Raw genomic sequence first — 17,350 nt, forward strand, 5'->3', positions numbered from 1 at the left:
CTTCGCTAAATTTTGGCGGAGGTTTTTTATTTGAATATTATTTTTGATAAATCAATTTCATATTCAATTGAATCTTCGTATTCTATTTTGATTGTATTTGAATTTACAAACTCAATTTTTTTATCGCATGAATAACTACAGCTTTCGACAAGAATTGGAAAGTATACTTTTTTATTTTTATCATATCCAATCAAATTACCTCTAAAATAAGAATTAATAATATAATCATCATTCTCAATTTTTGTAGAAGAACTACCTCCAATTTTAAATAAATTCTCTTTGTAATAATTTGAATAAATTTTATGTAGTGGTTCAAGATTTGCTGCTCCGAAATGTCCATCTAGATTATTATCCATTTGCCATTTATCTTCATAATCTTTATAAGTATCTTCTTTTTTATTCGTTTTTTGAAATATTAAACTTGAAGTTTTGACAAAATCTAATAAACTATTTTCTATTTCTTTAGGGAGATTATTTTTTTCAAAATCACCTTTGATACATTCATCACAAATAGGAGATAAGTAACCAGTGTAGGTGAGCTTATAATTCTCTTTTATGTTTTTCGTGTTAATCATCCAAAAATAGACAGATTTTATATTGACTGCTCTACCCATATAATCAGTTTTAGCTGAAAAAAATAAAAAAGGTTTATTCTGAAAAGTTTTTACATTAATATTTGCGCTATCGATTGTCAAATATGTCCAATCTAAATGTAATAAATCAACTAATTTTCGTTTGTTAGAACTTGAAATTGATTCAATTTTCAAAACGATTGCAGTATCTGAATAAAAATATGAATTAGTTTGATTTTTATTTGGAACAAAAACTCTTAATATATTATTGTTTTTATTTGAATAAAAAATGTTTAACGATTTAATAGTATCTTTTATTTGAGTAGTTATAATCCTTTGAGGAGAATCTAAATTTGCGGAAATTTTATCTTTTTTTTGACAAGAAATTATAGTTAAGAATATTGATAATGTTAAATATATGTTGATTTTCATTTTTCTTAGGTAGTTGATTAGTTATTAAATATAATAAAAATAAATACAACATTTTATTTCATCTTTGTACTAGAATAATTAATTCATGAAAGATTTCCTACTCAAAAAAGATATACAAATTTCTGCAAAACGATATTTTATCGATGCAATGGGCGCAATGGCTTATGGTTTATTTGCGACTTTATTGGTTGGTACAATTTTGAAAACCATTGGTGAAGAGTTAAATGTTTCTTTTTTAACTGATATTGTTTGGCCAGTTGCAAATCAAGCGACAGGACCTGCGATAGCATTGGCTATTGCCTATAGTTTACGAGCACCTCAATTGGTGTTATTTTCGTCAGCAGTTGTAGGAATTGCAGCGTATCAATTAGGTGGACCTTTAGGCGTTTTTATAGCGACAATTGTATCGGTTGAGGTAGGAAAAATGGTTGCAAGCGAAACACGTATAGATATTGTCATTACACCGATTATTACTGTTTTGGTTGGAGTAATTTTAGCACAAATCATTGGTCCTTCTGTACAACAAATGATGAAATGGATTGGTGAAATAATTATGTTATCAACCGATTCAAACCCTTTGATAATGGGAATTGTAATTGCTGTAATTGTCGGTATAGTTTTGACTTTACCAATTTCATCAGCTGCTTTGTGTCTAATGTTAGAGTTAGATGGTTTAGCTGCTGGTGCTGCAACAATAGGCTGTTGTGCGCAAATGATTGGATTTGCAACAATCAGTTTTAAGGATAATGGTTTGAAAGGTGTTTTAGCACAAGGATTAGGAACAAGTATGTTACAAGTACCTAATATTTATAAAAATTGGAAAATATGGATTCCGCCAACTTTGGCTTCAGCTATTATTGGTCCAATTGCAATTATTTATTTCAATATGGAAAATACAGCTTTAGAATCGGGAATGGGTTCTTGTGGTTTAGTTGGACAAATAGGAACTTTCAATGCTATGAAATCGAAATATGAAACTTCATATATATTAACTTCTATTTTGATTTTACAAATCATTGCTCCAGCAATTATTTCATATTTGATTTACATTTTTATGAAAAAGAAAAACTGGATAAAAGACGGCGATATGAAGTTGGGTTAAACAAAAAATCGGTTGGAATTTTCCAACCGATTTTTTTATTTAGTTTATATAATATTGATTATGGTAATTTCGAAAAATCTATTTGCGGTGCAGTTTGTTTGTTATCAAATTTGAAAGCTGTTCCAGGTTGTTCAATTTCATTAAAAAAACCTCCCATTTTTAGGAAATATCCTGTAGAAGTTGTTCCTCCAGTTGCATCAACACGTTGATTTGCTTTATAAGTTGCATCAACAGTTAATTTTGCTCCATTTACTTTTTTCCATTCTCCATCATAAACCCATTGATTGTTAAAGTTCACTTTTCTTGTTAAATATCCTTGCGTAGGCATAAAATTTTCTAAGAAAGAGTGGAATCTTTTTAGATATGTATTTGTTTTAGGACGTTTGAAACTTGCGATAATTTGCCAATTATTCGTTTCTGGCATAAAAAACCAAGCTGTATAAGTAGTAGAATTATCACCATTTGGAACACCTTTCAACAAGAATTTATACGTTGCATCGGCTTTCCAATTGTATTTCATATAACTTTGTCCACCAGAACCTTCGTTTCCGAATTCACCAGTTTTCACGTTGTCTCCTTTTTTTAACAAAACGATTTTTTCATCATCTGGAATACTTTTTGGATCGTCCGTAACGAAAGGACTCCAAACTGAAAATAAAATACGTCTTTCAGTTTCTGAATTAGCTTGGATTCCAAAATATCCTTCGCCAAAACCGTTTGCCATATAATAAGAACCAATTATATCAGCGCCTTTTGGTACAACGATTTCATTATAGTAATATGAAACATTTTTCTCAGTAGGAATTTCGTAGGCTAAATGGCAAGAAGGGCCACGTCTCGCCCAATAATAGTACTGCGGATCGTTGCTATAAATAATTCCGTTGTCTACTGCAGTACCACTAACAATCAAATCTGTAATGGCAATTTCTCCTTTTAATCCGCTTAAATCGACAGAAACGTAACCCGGTTTTGAAATTGCAAATGTACCCACAGAAATAGTTTTATCAGTAGATTTCCAGTTGTAATTTTTTGTTTTTTTGTTGAAGCCAACATTTAATTGTGCATCATTTTTAGTTTCTCCTTTCAATTGAATCGTAACATTTCCTGTTCCTAAAACTTTGAAATAAGCTTTTGTTACATTTTTAGTTTGTGGAGAAATTAAAGCATTCACTTTTGTAATTGTAGGTGATGATCCTTCTTTATGACCTACTTCAAAAGCATTTCCAATCAAAGGAATGTCATAAGTTTTTGTTTGTTGTGCGATAACATTTTCTCCAACCAAAACGGAAAGAGAGAATAGGATGCAATGAATTGTTTTCATGGTGTTAATTTAATTTATGTTTTAATAACTCGTTTCCCATTCAGGACCAAGTGTATTTGATTCTTTTACAGTTTTTTTAATAACATTTTTATCATTATTTTTATTATTTGGTTGATTTATTTCTTTTTCTTTTTCGATGATTTGTTTAGTTGTTCTATCAACAGTATTAATTTGTGGTTGGTTTTCTTCAATTTTTTGATTTTCAGTAGTTTTTTTCTTGGTGTTACGCAATTTATCCAACAAACGTTTTGCTTGCTTAGCTTCTTCGGTTCCGTCATAAGCAGTAATTACAATTTCTAAAGCTTGTTCGAAATCGCTATCTTTTCCAGTTTGTTTGATTGCATAAGCATTTAATAAAGCAAATTTAGCAACGATAATTTCTGTCGGAAATTTCACAATTGCTTCTTGTACTTTTTTCTTTACGTCATCATATTTTTTATCTTGATATAACGCGTATGCAACTTTGTAAGCTTCTAAAGCTTCTTTTGTTTCAGCTGTAATGTATTCAACTTCTGGATTAAGAATATAACCTGCATAAATTGTATTTGGATATTTTGTTAGAATGATATTCTTGTATTCATCTTCTAATTTTTGATCACGATTTTTATAAATACGATACAATTGATAAGTCGCTTTTAATAACACATCTTCCGATTTTGGAGGGGAAGCAACCAAGGCTTTCAGCTCTTTTCCAGCTAATTCTGCATTATTGAAAATATCAAAATATCCAGTCCCTAAAGACAATTGCGTTGTATCTCTCACAACTTTCAAGTCATTCAAAGATTTTTGAGAAGTTGGAATTTGATCTAAATAATAATCAAGTTCAAAACGTCTTGGATCACCAGCAGCAATTTGCCCTGTCAATTCATTCTGTTTATCCTCAATTGCAGTACTTATTGCATTCGAATTTCTCCAATTATCTTTTAAGGAAATTCCTCCCCAAATACGTTGGAATTCTTGTTGTCCTGTTGATTTTAAATTTTGATTATAGAAATAAAATTTTCCTTTATCAGCATTATTAAAACTCGTCGTGAAACTTGCCGTTTTATTTTCTAGCTGAAAAGTTTCCATTTCTTTTTGCTCTTCTATAGCTTGCTTTTCTTCTTTTTTCTTTAATTTTTCGATATAATCTGTAAAGAATTTTGATTGATCTTCTTTTGGAAGTGCAGCAAGTTTTAGAATCGAATCATTTTTCTGAACTAAATAATGTTTCTCCATCAATTTTTTCAAAACATCATTTCGTTTCTGAATGCGCGTTTGATCTTCTGGCAAATTATAACTCGTTTGTGCCGAATCATAATAAGCCGAAGCATAAACATAATCGTTTTGCTTGAACTTTATATCTCCATAATTTTCGAAAGCACGCCCACGAATATAAGGATCAGACATTGGTTCTTTCAAACTCAATTTTGCATATTCTACAGCATCATCCATTTTATCAGCTCGAAAAGCCATTTCAGAAATTCCGTAGTATAACTCGTTTTTCTTCGATGTATAAATTCCTTTATTCGCGATGTCTAACAAATTTTGCTTGTAATTTCCGTAATTATTAATTTTTGGATCAAAATTAGCTGCAATTGCCAATTGCGATTTGATTTCCATATCAAATCCAGGCTTCATTTTATAAACTTGCGTGAAAGCTTCACCAGCTTCTTGTTGTTTTCCTAATTTAGAAAAAACTTGACCTAACGTATAAAATATACGAACGCGTTCATCTTTATTTGTAGAAAAATATTCGGCTTTTTGTAATGGATCAAGAGCTTCTTCGTACTTTTTTTGATCAATTAAAAATTGAGCATACGTTCGCGCAATCATTGTTTTTAATTCTTTGCTTTTATACGGGTCGTTTTCATAAAGTTTTTGCAAAGTTTCGGCTCCATCAAAATAATTTCCACCTTTTATTTCAGCAACCGTCTTATAAACATGCGCTTCTTGAGCATATTTAGAATCTTTGAAATTTTTAACAACATAGTTTAAAGCATCAAGCGCTTCAAAGTATTTTTTTTGATAAAATAATGATTTTCCAATCAATAAATAAGCGCGACCCATCAAAGGATTATTTTCTTTTCCTTTGATTAACATTGAATGTTTTTCAATAGCTTTAGAAGCTTTTGCCTCTACAGCAGCAAATCCGACAGGTTTTTCTACTTTATCTTGATTATTTCGATTTCCACCTCCAATACCAAAATTGGGTGTATTAAATCCACCTAAATTGGCAGAATCCGAAACAGAAAAATATTCTATTCCAACAGGTAAAATCTTCGAGTAATTTTCTACATAATTTGTTTGCAGTTCTGTGTTCTTTTTTTCTAACTCATCTTCAGCATTGAATACTCCATTAAACCACGATGTCATCTTGTGATATTGTCGGTTTTTGAAACTATTTTTTTGCGTAGAACAGCCGATTAAAAAACTTGCGGCGAAGATACTCAGTACAATCTTTTTCATGATAGCGAATAAAAACAAATCTACAATAAAACGTTCGATTAGAAAAAATCTTGTATCCCTCGAAAAAATAAGATAATTTTATGTGGAATAGAAATAATAGAGAAGCGACTTTTTACTGAATGATTATAAAATGATAGCTAACGTTTTAGCTTTAATGTAATTAGTGATTTGACTAAGAAAAATCATTGCAATTGTTGTTAAATTATTTAGAATATTCGTTTAAATTCGACCAATAATAATGTTTTAAAGGAACAGCATGAAAGCTTTTTTAGCGAAAATTTTTGCAAAATACATTGTCAATAAAGAACAAAAGTGGATAAATAATCCGCTGGAAACACAAGACAAAATTCTAAATGAATTGATTGTTGCTGCAAAAAATACAAAGTTTGGAGTTGATCATCATTTTGAATCAATCAAAAATTATGAAGATTTCAAATCGCAAGTTCCAATCAACGATTACGAAGGTTTGAAACATTATTTTGATGAGGTAATCGAAGGGGAACCTGATATTCTTTGGCCTGGAATACCTCTTTATTTGGCTAAAACTTCTGGAACAACTTCTGGCGCAAAATATATTCCGCTAACAGAAGAGTCTGTTCCATCGCATATAAATTCTGCTCGAAACGCTTTATTGTTTTATATTAATGAAACAAAGAATTCTAATTTTGTTGACGGGAAAATGATTTTCTTACAAGGAAGTCCAATTCTCGAAGATAAAAACGGATTGAAAGTTGGTCGACTTTCTGGAATTAGTGCGCATTTTGTTCCAAATTATTTGCAAAAAAATCGTTTGCCGTCTTATGAAACAAATGTGATTGAAGATTGGGAAACGAAAGTGGATAGAGTAGTGGATGAAACGGTGAAAGCTGATATGACTCTGATTTCTGGGATTCCGCCTTGGTTGATTATGTATTTTGAACGATTGATTAAAGTTTCTGGAAAAGAAAACGTTCAGTCGATTTTTAAGAATTTACAACTAATGGTAACAGGAGGTGTAAATTATGAACCATATCGCGATAAAGTGAATCAATTAATTGGTCGAAAAATAGATTGTATTCAGACTTATCCTGCTTCAGAAGGGTTTATTGCATATCAAGATTCACAAAAAAGTGATGATTTATTGCTTTTATTGAACAACGGAATTTTTTATGAATTTGTTCCAGTTGATGAATTTTTTGATGAAAATCCAATCCGAATTTCCTTGAAAGATGTTGAAATTGGAAAAGATTATGTTTTAATTCTCAATACAAATGCAGGTTTGTGGGGATATAATATTGGTGACACAGTTCGTTTTACCTCGATAAAACCTTATAGAATTGTTGTTTCTGGTCGAATCAAACATTATACATCTGCTTTTGGTGAACATGTAATTGGTCACGAAGTGGAGCAGGCGTTACAAAAAACTTTAGAAAAATATCCAGCGAGTGTAAATGAATTTACAGTTGCGCCTCAAGTCAATCCAACAGAAGGTTTGCCTTATCACGAATGGTTAATCGAGTTTGATCAAAAACCTGAGAATCTAACCATTTTTAATGAAGAATTAGATGCGCAAATGCGTCGTCAAAATACGTATTATGATGATTTGATAACGGGAAATATTTTGCGTCCGCTTGTCGTTTCTGAGGTTAAAACAGAAGGTTTTCAGCATTATATGAAATCGATAGGGAAATTGGGCGGACAAAATAAAGTTCCGCGTTTGTCTAATAATCGCGAAATTGCAGATGAATTTTACAGTCTAAACTTAATTACTACAAATTGAACACACACACAACAATAGATAAAATGATTTACAAAACGGTAAAAAGTTCATTAGTAACTTTTTCGCAATTAATGCTTCCATCGCATTCCAATTTTAGTGGAAAAATACACGGTGGATTCATTCTTTCTCTACTCGATCAAATTGCATTCGCATGTGCTTCCAAATACTCTGGAAAGTACTGTGTCACGGCATCTGTGGATAGAGTAGATTTCTTAACGCCAGTAGAAGTAGGGGAATTATTAACACTAAAAGCTTCGGTTAACTATGTCGGAAGAACGTCAATCGTCGTAGGAATTCGAGTAGAAAGTCAAAACATCCAAACTGGCGAAATTAAACATTGTAATTCGTCTTATTTTACGATGATTTGCAAGGAGGAAAATGGAGAAAAAGCTGAAGCTCCAAAATTAATTTTGAAGAATCTGAACGAAGTTCGACGTTTTTACAAAGCTTTGCATCGAATTGAAGAACATTCAAAAGCAAAAGAGCAAATAAAAGACCCAATTGATTATAAATCACAAGATTTAATTGATCATTTATTGGACAATCATTTCGTTAAAATAGAACTAGATTAAAGTTTTTATATTATAAATAAAAAACTCAATTCAGTAAATGGATTGAGTTTTTTTTTGGTTTTATATAATTGATAAATAGTGTTTTATAATTTGTCCCCCCAATTGTCCCCCTCAAAAAAATTGAATATTGAACGATCATTACTAAATTGCAAATTATTTGATTTTAAGAAAATTAGGCATTGTATTTGTTTATAGAAATCTTTATTACCAAAAACTAAACTTTTGATTTTATTTGACAAACTATGAAAACTTTATTCAAATTTTTATTACTATTTATTGCGACCACAACCATTTCATTTGCTCAAACAGGAAATATTAGCAATACACAATTAATACATACAAATTTTACTAAAAATACTTCTAAATCTTCAAATCCTATTAGTTTTGCAGTAGCAGGAAGTGTACTTGTTTTAGCTTTTTGTGCTTTTCGTTTCAGAAAAAAAATTGTCTAATACAAAACAAATCCTTTTTTTCAAAATCAGAAAAACAATTTAATTTTTAAATTTGTAGAATGAAATATTTATTCATTTTACTTGTATTGTTAGTGTTGTTTGTTATTTACAAGAAATTAAAAACAGTTCAAATAGAAAAACCACTTCCAAAAGAAGAAGAACCAAAAATATCGTTTTTAAAAATTGAAAAAAATGATGATTTGATTGATGATTCCAATCAACAAATTATAGATTATCAAGTAAAAATAGATTCGGTAGCAAAGAAAAAAAATACATTAGAATTTTTAATTTCTATTCAGAATAATACCGAAAAAACAGTTCGTATAAATATTGTTGAAGCTGATTTTTATTCAAATTTTTCTCAAAAAAAGATCAAAGCTGATGTTACATTTTATGGAGAATTAGCAATGGGAACAAATGATATTTTATTGAAGAATACTATTTTACCCGAATCTCATGTTATCCGAAATATTTATTTTTTCGAAACAGATTTAATTACTTTTAATCAAAACGATTATTTGGAAATCGAAATCGAAATTAATGGAGAACATCATCAGTTCAAAAACTACTTTCATCAAACAACTTTCGAATCGATCAAATACATTCAGTAATCTGATTTTTTGATTTGAATTGTAAGGCTTAATTTTGCATTTCAGAATTTAGAGATATGAAACATATACAATTGATGCTTGGAAGCTTGATGCTTTTTGGATTAACAGCTTGTCAAACACCAAAAATAGTTACTGAACAACAACCAGTTCAGCAAAAAAGTTTGCAAGTTGATGGTAAGATTTATGCTGCATTTTTTCAACAACGTGCCGCTGAATATCAAGCCTTAAGCCAGCAAGCTTATAATGTAGCTAAAATGAGATTAGATGAAGCAATTGCGAAAAAAGGCGCAAAACCTTTGGCGATTGTAACGGATATTGACGAAACTTTTTTGGATAATTCGTACTATGCAGTAGAAATGGCGCGTCAAGGAAAAACGTGGTCGCAAGAAACTTGGGCAAATTGGACGTCGAAAGGAATTGCAACGCCTTTGGCTGGTTCTCAAGAGTTTTTTCAGTATGCGGCGAGTAAGGGAGTTCAGATTTTTTACGTTACAAATCGATATGAAGTGGAACGTCCTGGAACTTTAGCAAATTTAGAAAAATACAATTATCCAATTCAAAGTGCTCAGAATTTAATTTTGAGAAGCAAAGAAAGTAGTAAAGAAGCGCGTCGTCAAAATATTTCGAAAGATTATGACATTGTTTTATTGTTGGGAGATAGTTTGACAGATTTTTCTTCTTTATTTGATAATCATAAATCTGAAAAAGAAAGAGCGGCAGCTGTAGAAACTTTAAAATCTGAATTTGGAAAACGATTTATTGTATTGCCAAATGTTGGATATGGCGATTGGGAATCTGCAATATTTGATTACAAATATGATTTGACTCAAGAGCAAAGAGATTCGATTATATACGAAGCAGCGAGAGAAACTCCTGTGAAATAAAGAATAAAATAAATAAAAAAACTGTCGATTAAGACAGTTTTTTTTTGTTTTATAAAAAAGTGAGAAATTAATTTTTAAATAGTTTTAATATATTTTTGTTAAAAATAATCTATTAATTGTTATTTGATCTGTAAAAAATTAATATTTATTTATTAAATAGATAGTTTTGTTCTTTGTACAGTATAATATTTAAGAATTCACCTATTTGTAAATTAAACTATAAATAACCTATATTTATAAGCTGGTTGTTTAGGCAATCATCAACCAATATTTAAAAAAAAATTATATCAAAACACATGAGTCAATCACAAAAAACTAATTGGGGGCAATTTATCCCACTAGTTACAGTATTCTTCTTTTGGGGATTCGTAGCAGCAAGTAATGAAATTTTAATTCCAGTTTTTAAGAAATCATTTGATTTATCCCAAGCCGAAAGTCAATTAGTAGCAGTAGCTTATTATATCGCTTATACAGTTGGAGCTTTAATTTATATGGGTGCTTCATTATTAGCTAAACAAGATTTAATCAATAAATTTGGGTATAAGAATTCATTATCTTTTGGACTTCTTTTATCTGCCATTGGAACGCTTTTTTTTATTCCGGCAGCCAATACAGGATCATTTCCTTTAATGTTAACAGGTTTGTTTACTGTAGGTCTAGGTTTTTCGTTGCAACAAACTGTTGCTAATCCACTTGCAATTGCTTTAGGAGATGCAAGTACTGGATCTCAACGTTTAACATTAGCTGGAGGTATTAATAACTTAGGAACTACAATTGGACCTTTAATTGTTGCTTATGCAATTTTTGGTGCGGGTGGAGAAGGAGAAACAACTTTGAGTATAGAAGCAGTTAAAATTCCATATTTGTGTTTGGGTGTTGCTTTTTTAGCTGTTGCCATTTTCTTGAAATTTTCGTCTTTACCAAATCATCCAGAACAAGAGGATGATAGTGCAATTACAACTTCAAAAAATGATAAATCATCAGCCTTAAAATATCCTCAATTATTATTAGGAATGCTTGCGATCTTCTTATATGTAGGTGTAGAAGTTTCTACTGTAAGTAATTTACCAGCATATATGCACAATGAATTAGGATTCGATATACAAGGAGTAACACCATACGTTTCATTATATTGGGCAAGTATGATGATTGGTCGTTGGGGTGGTGCTGCAGAAGCATTTGGTTTAGATAAAACAAAAACATTGGCTCTTAAATTTATAGCACCTTATTTAGCTTTTGGAATTTTCTTATTAGTTAATTACATTGCAGGACATGATTTAAAACCATTTTATTTATATAGTGTAATTATTTTAATAATGATTTTAGCTTCTTTATGGACAAATGGAAATCCTGCTAAAATGTTATTAACTTTCTCAATTATCGGAATTGTAGCATTATTAATCGGAATGAATACAACAGGTTTAGTTTCTATTTATTCTATTACAAGTGTTGGTTTGTTTTGTAGTACATTATGGCCTTGTATTTTTGCATTAGCAATTAATGGTTTAGGAAAAAATACTTCGCAAGGAAGTAATTTCTTAATTATGATGATTATGGGAGGAGGACTAGTAAGTATATTCCAAGGATATATTGCAGATTTAACAACTGTTCATTCTAGTTATATCGTTTGTATTTTATGTTTTGTATATTTAGTATTCTACGCAATTGCAACGCCTAAAATTCTTAAAAAACAAGGAATTAATCTTGATGAAGTGAAATCCGAAGGAGGACATTAGGAAGATTTAATATTCAATAATTTATATAAAAGGTTGTTTTGTAATGTATTGCAAAACAACCTTTTATATTTTATATGAAAAATATCATGTGAAATTATTTCTTTTTGTAATATTGTTAAAAATTATACATTATATTTGCGAAATAATTCTTATTGCTACCAAAACCAATTAGAACCAATTTATTTATGAAAAAAACTTTACTTAGTCTTGCACTAATAAGTATTACTTATTGTGCAAATGCACAGGTGGGTGTTGGAACTAACACACCACAATCTACTTTAGACATTAAAGAAAAAAGAACAGGAACTACGAATGATGTTTCCGCTCATGATGGATTATTGATACCAAAGCTTACAAAAGTTGAATTAGCAGCGAAGGACGCTTCTGCATATACTGTTAATCAAAATGGTGCGATAATTTATATATCCAATATTTCAGGGACTCCTACAGGAACAAGTTTAATACAAGTTGCGAATATAGACGCAATTGGGTTTTATTATTTTGATGGAGATTCTCTTGTATGGAAAAAATTAGATACAAATACCAATTTGTATAGTGTAGATGGTGTTTTATCTAATAATAGAATTGTAACGATGGATACTAAAACTTTAAAGTTTAGAGATAATTTTGATAGGGCTACTGATGATCCTAACGTTCAGGAAGCCTTTGTATTTGGAGAATGGTCTAGAATCGGTAATGATATAAATCCTTTAATGGTTATTAATTCAAATCGTAGAATAGGTTTAAATAGAAAAGCTCCTAAGGTTACTTTAGAAATAGAATCAGCGTTTGCAAGTTCAAAAGAACCATCAGGTTTAATTATTCCTCGATTAACATCCGCAGAATTGTCTACAAAAGATTTGGCAACATATAAAAGGAGAGATCTTACACTCGCAGTTCCTTTTGGACATGACTCTCATGAAGGGACACTTGTTTATGTGATAGGTGATACTAATACTGGATTGGTTAGTCCATCATCATCATCATCAGTTAGTTATAGTAGAATGCAGGAAGTAACAAAAGAAGGTTTATATTATTTTGGTTTTGATGAGAAATGGCATCCAGTAGGAGGAAATAGTGTTAGTACTAACATATACACAGCAGATGGTACTTTAGCAGGAAATAGAGTTGTTACACAAGGAACTAATACATTATCATTTATCAATAACTCTAGTACTCCTAGTGGTAATAAAGTTGGTATAGGTACTTCTACACCAGCCGAAGCTTTAGATGTGGTAGGTAATGTTAAAGTAAGTTCTTTAGCAAATGCTACGAATAAAATTGTATATGCAGATGCAGGAGGTGTGCTTAAGCTTGTTTCTCCAGAGGAGTTAAATCCCCCTAAAGCTATTTTGAATACCTCTCAATCTTCTGTTGAACAACGATCAACAATATATGATGGGCCTTGTTATAAGACTTCAGACAACACATCTTCTTGTACGATTACTATTAACCATTATACTTCTTGTGCTGGATTTCAAACACCTGTTAGTACCCAAATTGTTGTGATGAATGGTATTAATACTTCTGGTACTTTTTTAGGTACTTGGTCTGCAAATTTTATTGATAATAAAGGATATACAAACACTACTGCTATAGCAAATCAAGTAGCACCAGATTATCCTAGAATAACATATAGCTCTAATAAGGCAAATTACTTGGGATCTGGAACTTTTAATGGCCAATGTAATGTAGATTTGGTAGCAACTGTTTCGACTTCTGGAACAGTTGGAAATGTAAAAATAGAATCTGTGAAGCGAAGTATGTATGCACATTTGGTGTATCTAGTTGGTGTTTCAAGAACAGCGCAATAATCAATAACAAATAATATATTTACTAAAATCTCAACCATTTGGTTGAGATTTTTTTGTTAACTCATTTATTATTAATAGTTTTAAGTTGTTAACAATAAAAACTTAAACAATTATGCCAATTACCAATCTAAACAACAAACACCTAACTCCGCAACAGTTAACGGAGATTAAAACTGCACTTACTGCAATAGAAGAAGCCTTGGCTACTTTTACGATAAATTTAACACCAGATGAACGAAAAAAATATGGTAGTATAAATGAACAAAATAAATTGATTGTAAACAAAGTGTACGACTATTATAACGATCAACCTAATTTAGCTGCGCCAGATGTAGATTGGGAAGAGTTTTTGAAAGATTATGAGAGTCGAAAAAATATGGAAACCATTTTGGCGCGCATCAATACATTAATAGATAAAGTATACAATGCCAAAATTTTGCACGATTTTGATAATTACCAAGCTGCATTAGAAGATTATTCTTATACGACTTATAAGGCAGGAAGTTCTGCAACAGGCTATGAACAAAAACGTAGTGATATAAAACAGTTTTTTGCAAATAAAGGAAGAGGGACAACAACTGTTAATATTCCGGTAACAGAATAAATAATGATTTCTTTCAAAAAAATGTAGTCTCAAAAGACTACATTTTTTTATTTATAGTATTTAAAAAATAGATTACTCAAATTATTTTTAGATGGTTTTCACGTCCAGAAGCAAGCTGGTTACGTTATTTACCTTGTTGTTTACGTTATCAATGTGAAATTTGACGTTCGTTACGTAAAAAATGACGGTCATGACGTGAAATTTCACATCCAAGAGGTCAAATTTCACGTTCTGAACGCCATTAGCTTACTTCGGGACGTAGTCAGCTACGTTCTAGACGTGATCGACTACGTCTGGAACGTCAAAAAAAGATTTTTTGAAAAGATGAAGAATGATAAAATACTTTGTCGTGTATTTCTAATTGAAATTTGTCTATTTGCTTGATTTTTCTTGTTTTATAAATTATTTATATACTATAATATTTATAATATAGTATATTTGCCAAAAATAATATTTCTCTTAACTACCAACCAATTAGAAATATTACTATAATGAAAAAAACTTTACTTAGCCTGATTTTTTTAGGTTTAACTTGGTACGTAAATGCACAAGTCGGTGTTGGAACAAATGATCCTAAGGCTACTTTAGATGTTAGAAAATCTACTAATACACCTACAACTTCTGTAGATGGAGTAATACCTCCTAATATGACAAAAACAGAATTGGCAAATAAAGCTGCAAGTACGTATGGTAATGCGCAAATAGGAGCGTTAGTATATGTGTATGATGCAACTGGAGGAACATCAGGATTAAGTCTTTCGCAAGTAGCTCAAATAACGACAACAGGTTATTATACATTTAATGGTACTGTTTGGATAAAATTATTAAATGCTACTGATGCAGATACAACAAACGATGCTTGGGTTAATAATTCTGCTAATACCCGTGTAGAGTTAGGAACTACTTCTAACGGTGTTACGAGAGTTGCTGGCACAGAGGTTGTTGCTACAGATGCTGGTAATTTAGGGCTTGGAATAGTAGCTCCAACAACGAAATTACATGTAGTTTCAGGAGGTACAACTACAACTCCATTATCTGCTGTTACAATAAATGATGGAACTCAAGCTCTAAATAGAGTTTTAACTTCTGATAATAATGGTGTTGCTAAATGGTCTGAAGTTACAGTAAGTAAAGTTAGAGGAGTTATGAGACCAGCCAATTCAGCTATTCAATTAATAGGTGGAGGGGCAGGAGTAACAACAAATAATAATACAATATCTTTAACAACAACGGTAGCAACAATAGATAAGATACATTTAGGTTCTTATATAGATTTAGATCCAGGTAAATGGGAGGTAGAAGCTAATGTATTGGTAAATCTTGGTTTACCTGCTAGTGTAGCAGGATTAAACTATGTTTTTAATAAATTTACTTTTACAGAAGAAACTACAGCTGTAGTGGTTAATCAATCTGGAGATTTACCTCTAACTTCAGAAAGTGGTTGGTTAATAGGAGGATCGACAGTGATTTTTGGAGGGTCTAGTGGATCAACAGATGCTTTTTATGCTGTTATTAACGGGAAGGTATTTATTACAAATACAAGTACAGCTAAGAAAAGATATTATTTAACACTCTGGCAAGGTTCTAGAAAATATTCTAATTATAGTAATGGTTCTACTACACAAGCTGCATCTGCTACAATATCAATTACAGGTCTAGGAAGTAGTGCTAATGGAGAAAATTATATTACTGCTCAAAAAATAAATTAGTGAGTTACAAAAAAACTCAACCATTTGGTTGAGTTTTTTTATTTCTTACGATATGCCAATATTTTATCAATACGATTACCATCTTTGTCTACAATTTCTAGCGTCAAATCTTCTACTTCTACTTTATCCCCAACATTTGGAATAGTTTCGTATTTGTCCAAGAAAATCCCAGCAACGGTAACGTACCTATTTTCGATGTCTTCGTCTATATCAATTTCAAAAAACTTCTCGAATTCATAGATCGAAAATTGCCCATCTATCAACCATGTACCATCTTCACGTTCTACGATTTCGTAATCTTCGTCTTGGTTCTCTGGTGTATCACCAACCAATTCGTCCAAAATATCATTTATTGTTACAATACCAGCCGTAGTACCATATTCGTCTAAAATAATTGCGAAATGTGCTTGCGAATTCTGTAACATTTCCAACAACGGATAACTAAACGAATTCTCGTTGACAAAAATAGGTTTGTGTATAAATTTTTTCAGGCTAAAATCTTCCTTACTTACCCCAAACATATCTTTTAGCTTCAAGATACCAACGATTTCATCCAAATTATTGTTCTTGGTAACGGGATAGGCTGAGTATTTGTTTTTCTTGACTTTTGCACGGGCTTTCTCATAATCATCCGAAATATCTAATGAAGCAATTTCTGAACGATGCGTTGCCAACGTATTCACACGACGATCTCCAAGCTCAAAAACACGTTCTAAGATTTCGTGTTCTTTTTCCTGAATTTCACCACCTTCAGTACTTTCTTTGATGATATTTTTTATTTCTTCCTCCGAAACAACTTCGCTGCTATCGTCTTTAATACCAAATAGTTTTAAGAAAAAATTATTTGTAACTGTTAACAACCAAACAAATGGTGAAGTGATGATAGATAACCATTTCATCGGTTTCGAAACAATAGTAGAAACCATTTCAGGAAATTTCATTCCCAAACGTTTTGGTAATAATTCGCCGAATACAATCGAAAAATAAGTGATGATAACCACCATAATAATTGGAGAAAGTGTTTTGGCGTAAGGTGCAATGAAAGCGATAGATGTTAAAAATTCTGTTAAATCTGCAGTTAGTTTATCACCAGAGAAAACCCCTAACAAGATACCAATAAGGGTAATTCCGATTTGTACGGTTGATAAAAATTTGTTTGGATTCTCAGCAAGTTCTAAAGCTGTTTTAGCCCCAGAACTTCCTTTCTTCATTTGATTTTCTAATTTGAATTTTCTTGACGAAACAAGTGCCATTTCTGACATGGAAAAAATTCCGTTCAATAAAATCAATACGATTATTATAACAATCTCCACTTTTATTCTTTAATTTTGATA

At 31.0% G+C, this 17,350-nt stretch carries 14 protein-coding genes; 10 read left to right on the forward strand and 4 right to left on the reverse strand.

Annotated features, from left to right (window positions below):
- Positions 1 to 26 precede the first annotated feature (26 nt).
- Positions 27 to 1,004: a hypothetical protein gene (locus tag B4A23_RS10640; protein WP_291119786.1), complete on the reverse strand. Its 978-nt coding sequence runs from the start codon at positions 1,002 to 1,004 to the stop codon at positions 27 to 29.
- 85 nt (positions 1,005 to 1,089) lie between these two features.
- Here B4A23_RS10640 and B4A23_RS10645 point away from each other — a divergent pair, with 85 nt between their 5' ends.
- Positions 1,090 to 2,106 (forward strand): PTS transporter subunit IIC, encoded by a 1,017-nt coding sequence (locus B4A23_RS10645; RefSeq protein ID WP_291119788.1) that lies wholly within the window; start codon positions 1,090 to 1,092, stop codon positions 2,104 to 2,106.
- Between the two features lie 58 nt (positions 2,107 to 2,164).
- On the opposite strand, the gene B4A23_RS10650 is transcribed toward B4A23_RS10645, so the two are convergent.
- Together B4A23_RS10650 and B4A23_RS10655 are read right to left on the reverse strand one after the other, a co-directional pair.
- Positions 2,165 to 3,427 carry a DUF3472 domain-containing protein gene (locus B4A23_RS10650; protein ID WP_291119791.1) on the reverse strand — a complete coding sequence of 421 codons (1,263 nt, stop codon included), beginning with the start codon at positions 3,425 to 3,427 and terminating at the stop codon, positions 2,165 to 2,167.
- A gap of 21 nt (positions 3,428 to 3,448) precedes the next feature.
- Positions 3,449 to 5,782, reverse strand: coding sequence for a tetratricopeptide repeat protein (locus B4A23_RS10655; RefSeq protein ID WP_291119794.1), 2,334 nt, complete (start codon positions 5,780 to 5,782; stop codon positions 3,449 to 3,451).
- A gap of 349 nt (positions 5,783 to 6,131) precedes the next feature.
- Here B4A23_RS10655 and B4A23_RS10660 point away from each other — a divergent pair, with 349 nt between their 5' ends.
- From B4A23_RS10660 to B4A23_RS10700, 9 genes are all read left to right on the forward strand, one after another.
- Positions 6,132 to 7,634, forward strand: coding sequence for a GH3 family domain-containing protein (locus tag B4A23_RS10660; protein WP_291119798.1), 1,503 nt, complete (start codon positions 6,132 to 6,134; stop codon positions 7,632 to 7,634).
- A gap of 23 nt (positions 7,635 to 7,657) precedes the next feature.
- Positions 7,658 to 8,206: an acyl-CoA thioesterase gene (locus B4A23_RS10665; RefSeq protein WP_180906805.1), complete on the forward strand. Its 549-nt coding sequence runs from the start codon at positions 7,658 to 7,660 to the stop codon at positions 8,204 to 8,206.
- A 242-nt stretch (positions 8,207 to 8,448) separates the two neighbouring features.
- Positions 8,449 to 8,658, forward strand: coding sequence for a hypothetical protein (locus tag B4A23_RS10670; protein ID WP_291119802.1), 210 nt, complete (start codon positions 8,449 to 8,451; stop codon positions 8,656 to 8,658).
- Between the two features lie 59 nt (positions 8,659 to 8,717).
- On the forward strand, positions 8,718 to 9,269 hold the full coding sequence (locus B4A23_RS10675; RefSeq protein ID WP_291119804.1) for a hypothetical protein: 552 nt from the start codon (positions 8,718 to 8,720) through the stop codon (positions 9,267 to 9,269).
- Positions 9,270 to 9,325: 56 nt separating this feature from the next.
- A complete protein-coding gene (locus tag B4A23_RS10680) occupies positions 9,326 to 10,153 on the forward strand; it encodes a 5'-nucleotidase, lipoprotein e(P4) family (RefSeq protein ID WP_180906414.1) in 828 nt (275 codons plus the stop codon).
- Positions 10,154 to 10,449: 296 nt separating this feature from the next.
- Positions 10,450 to 11,889: an MFS transporter gene (locus B4A23_RS10685; RefSeq protein WP_286476800.1), complete on the forward strand. Its 1,440-nt coding sequence runs from the start codon at positions 10,450 to 10,452 to the stop codon at positions 11,887 to 11,889.
- Between the two features lie 152 nt (positions 11,890 to 12,041).
- A complete protein-coding gene (locus tag B4A23_RS10690; protein ID WP_291119809.1) occupies positions 12,042 to 13,703 on the forward strand; it encodes a hypothetical protein in 1,662 nt (553 codons plus the stop codon).
- 112 nt (positions 13,704 to 13,815) lie between these two features.
- Entirely contained in the window at positions 13,816 to 14,307 is a 492-nt protein-coding gene (locus B4A23_RS10695; RefSeq protein ID WP_291119812.1) for a hypothetical protein, read from the forward strand.
- A 491-nt stretch (positions 14,308 to 14,798) separates the two neighbouring features.
- The gene (locus B4A23_RS10700; RefSeq protein WP_286501149.1) at positions 14,799 to 16,016 is read left to right on the forward strand and encodes a hypothetical protein; all 1,218 of its coding nucleotides are present in this window, start codon (positions 14,799 to 14,801) and stop codon (positions 16,014 to 16,016) included.
- A 38-nt stretch (positions 16,017 to 16,054) separates the two neighbouring features.
- Here B4A23_RS10700 and B4A23_RS10705 read toward each other — a convergent pair whose 3' ends face one another.
- A complete protein-coding gene (locus B4A23_RS10705; protein ID WP_291092596.1) occupies positions 16,055 to 17,329 on the reverse strand; it encodes a hemolysin family protein in 1,275 nt (424 codons plus the stop codon).
- Positions 17,330 to 17,350: the final 21 nt, after the last annotated feature.

The sequence above is a fragment of the Empedobacter sp. UBA7248 genome (assembly GCF_002472945.1).
GTDB lineage: Bacteria > Bacteroidota > Bacteroidia > Flavobacteriales > Weeksellaceae > Empedobacter > Empedobacter falsenii_C.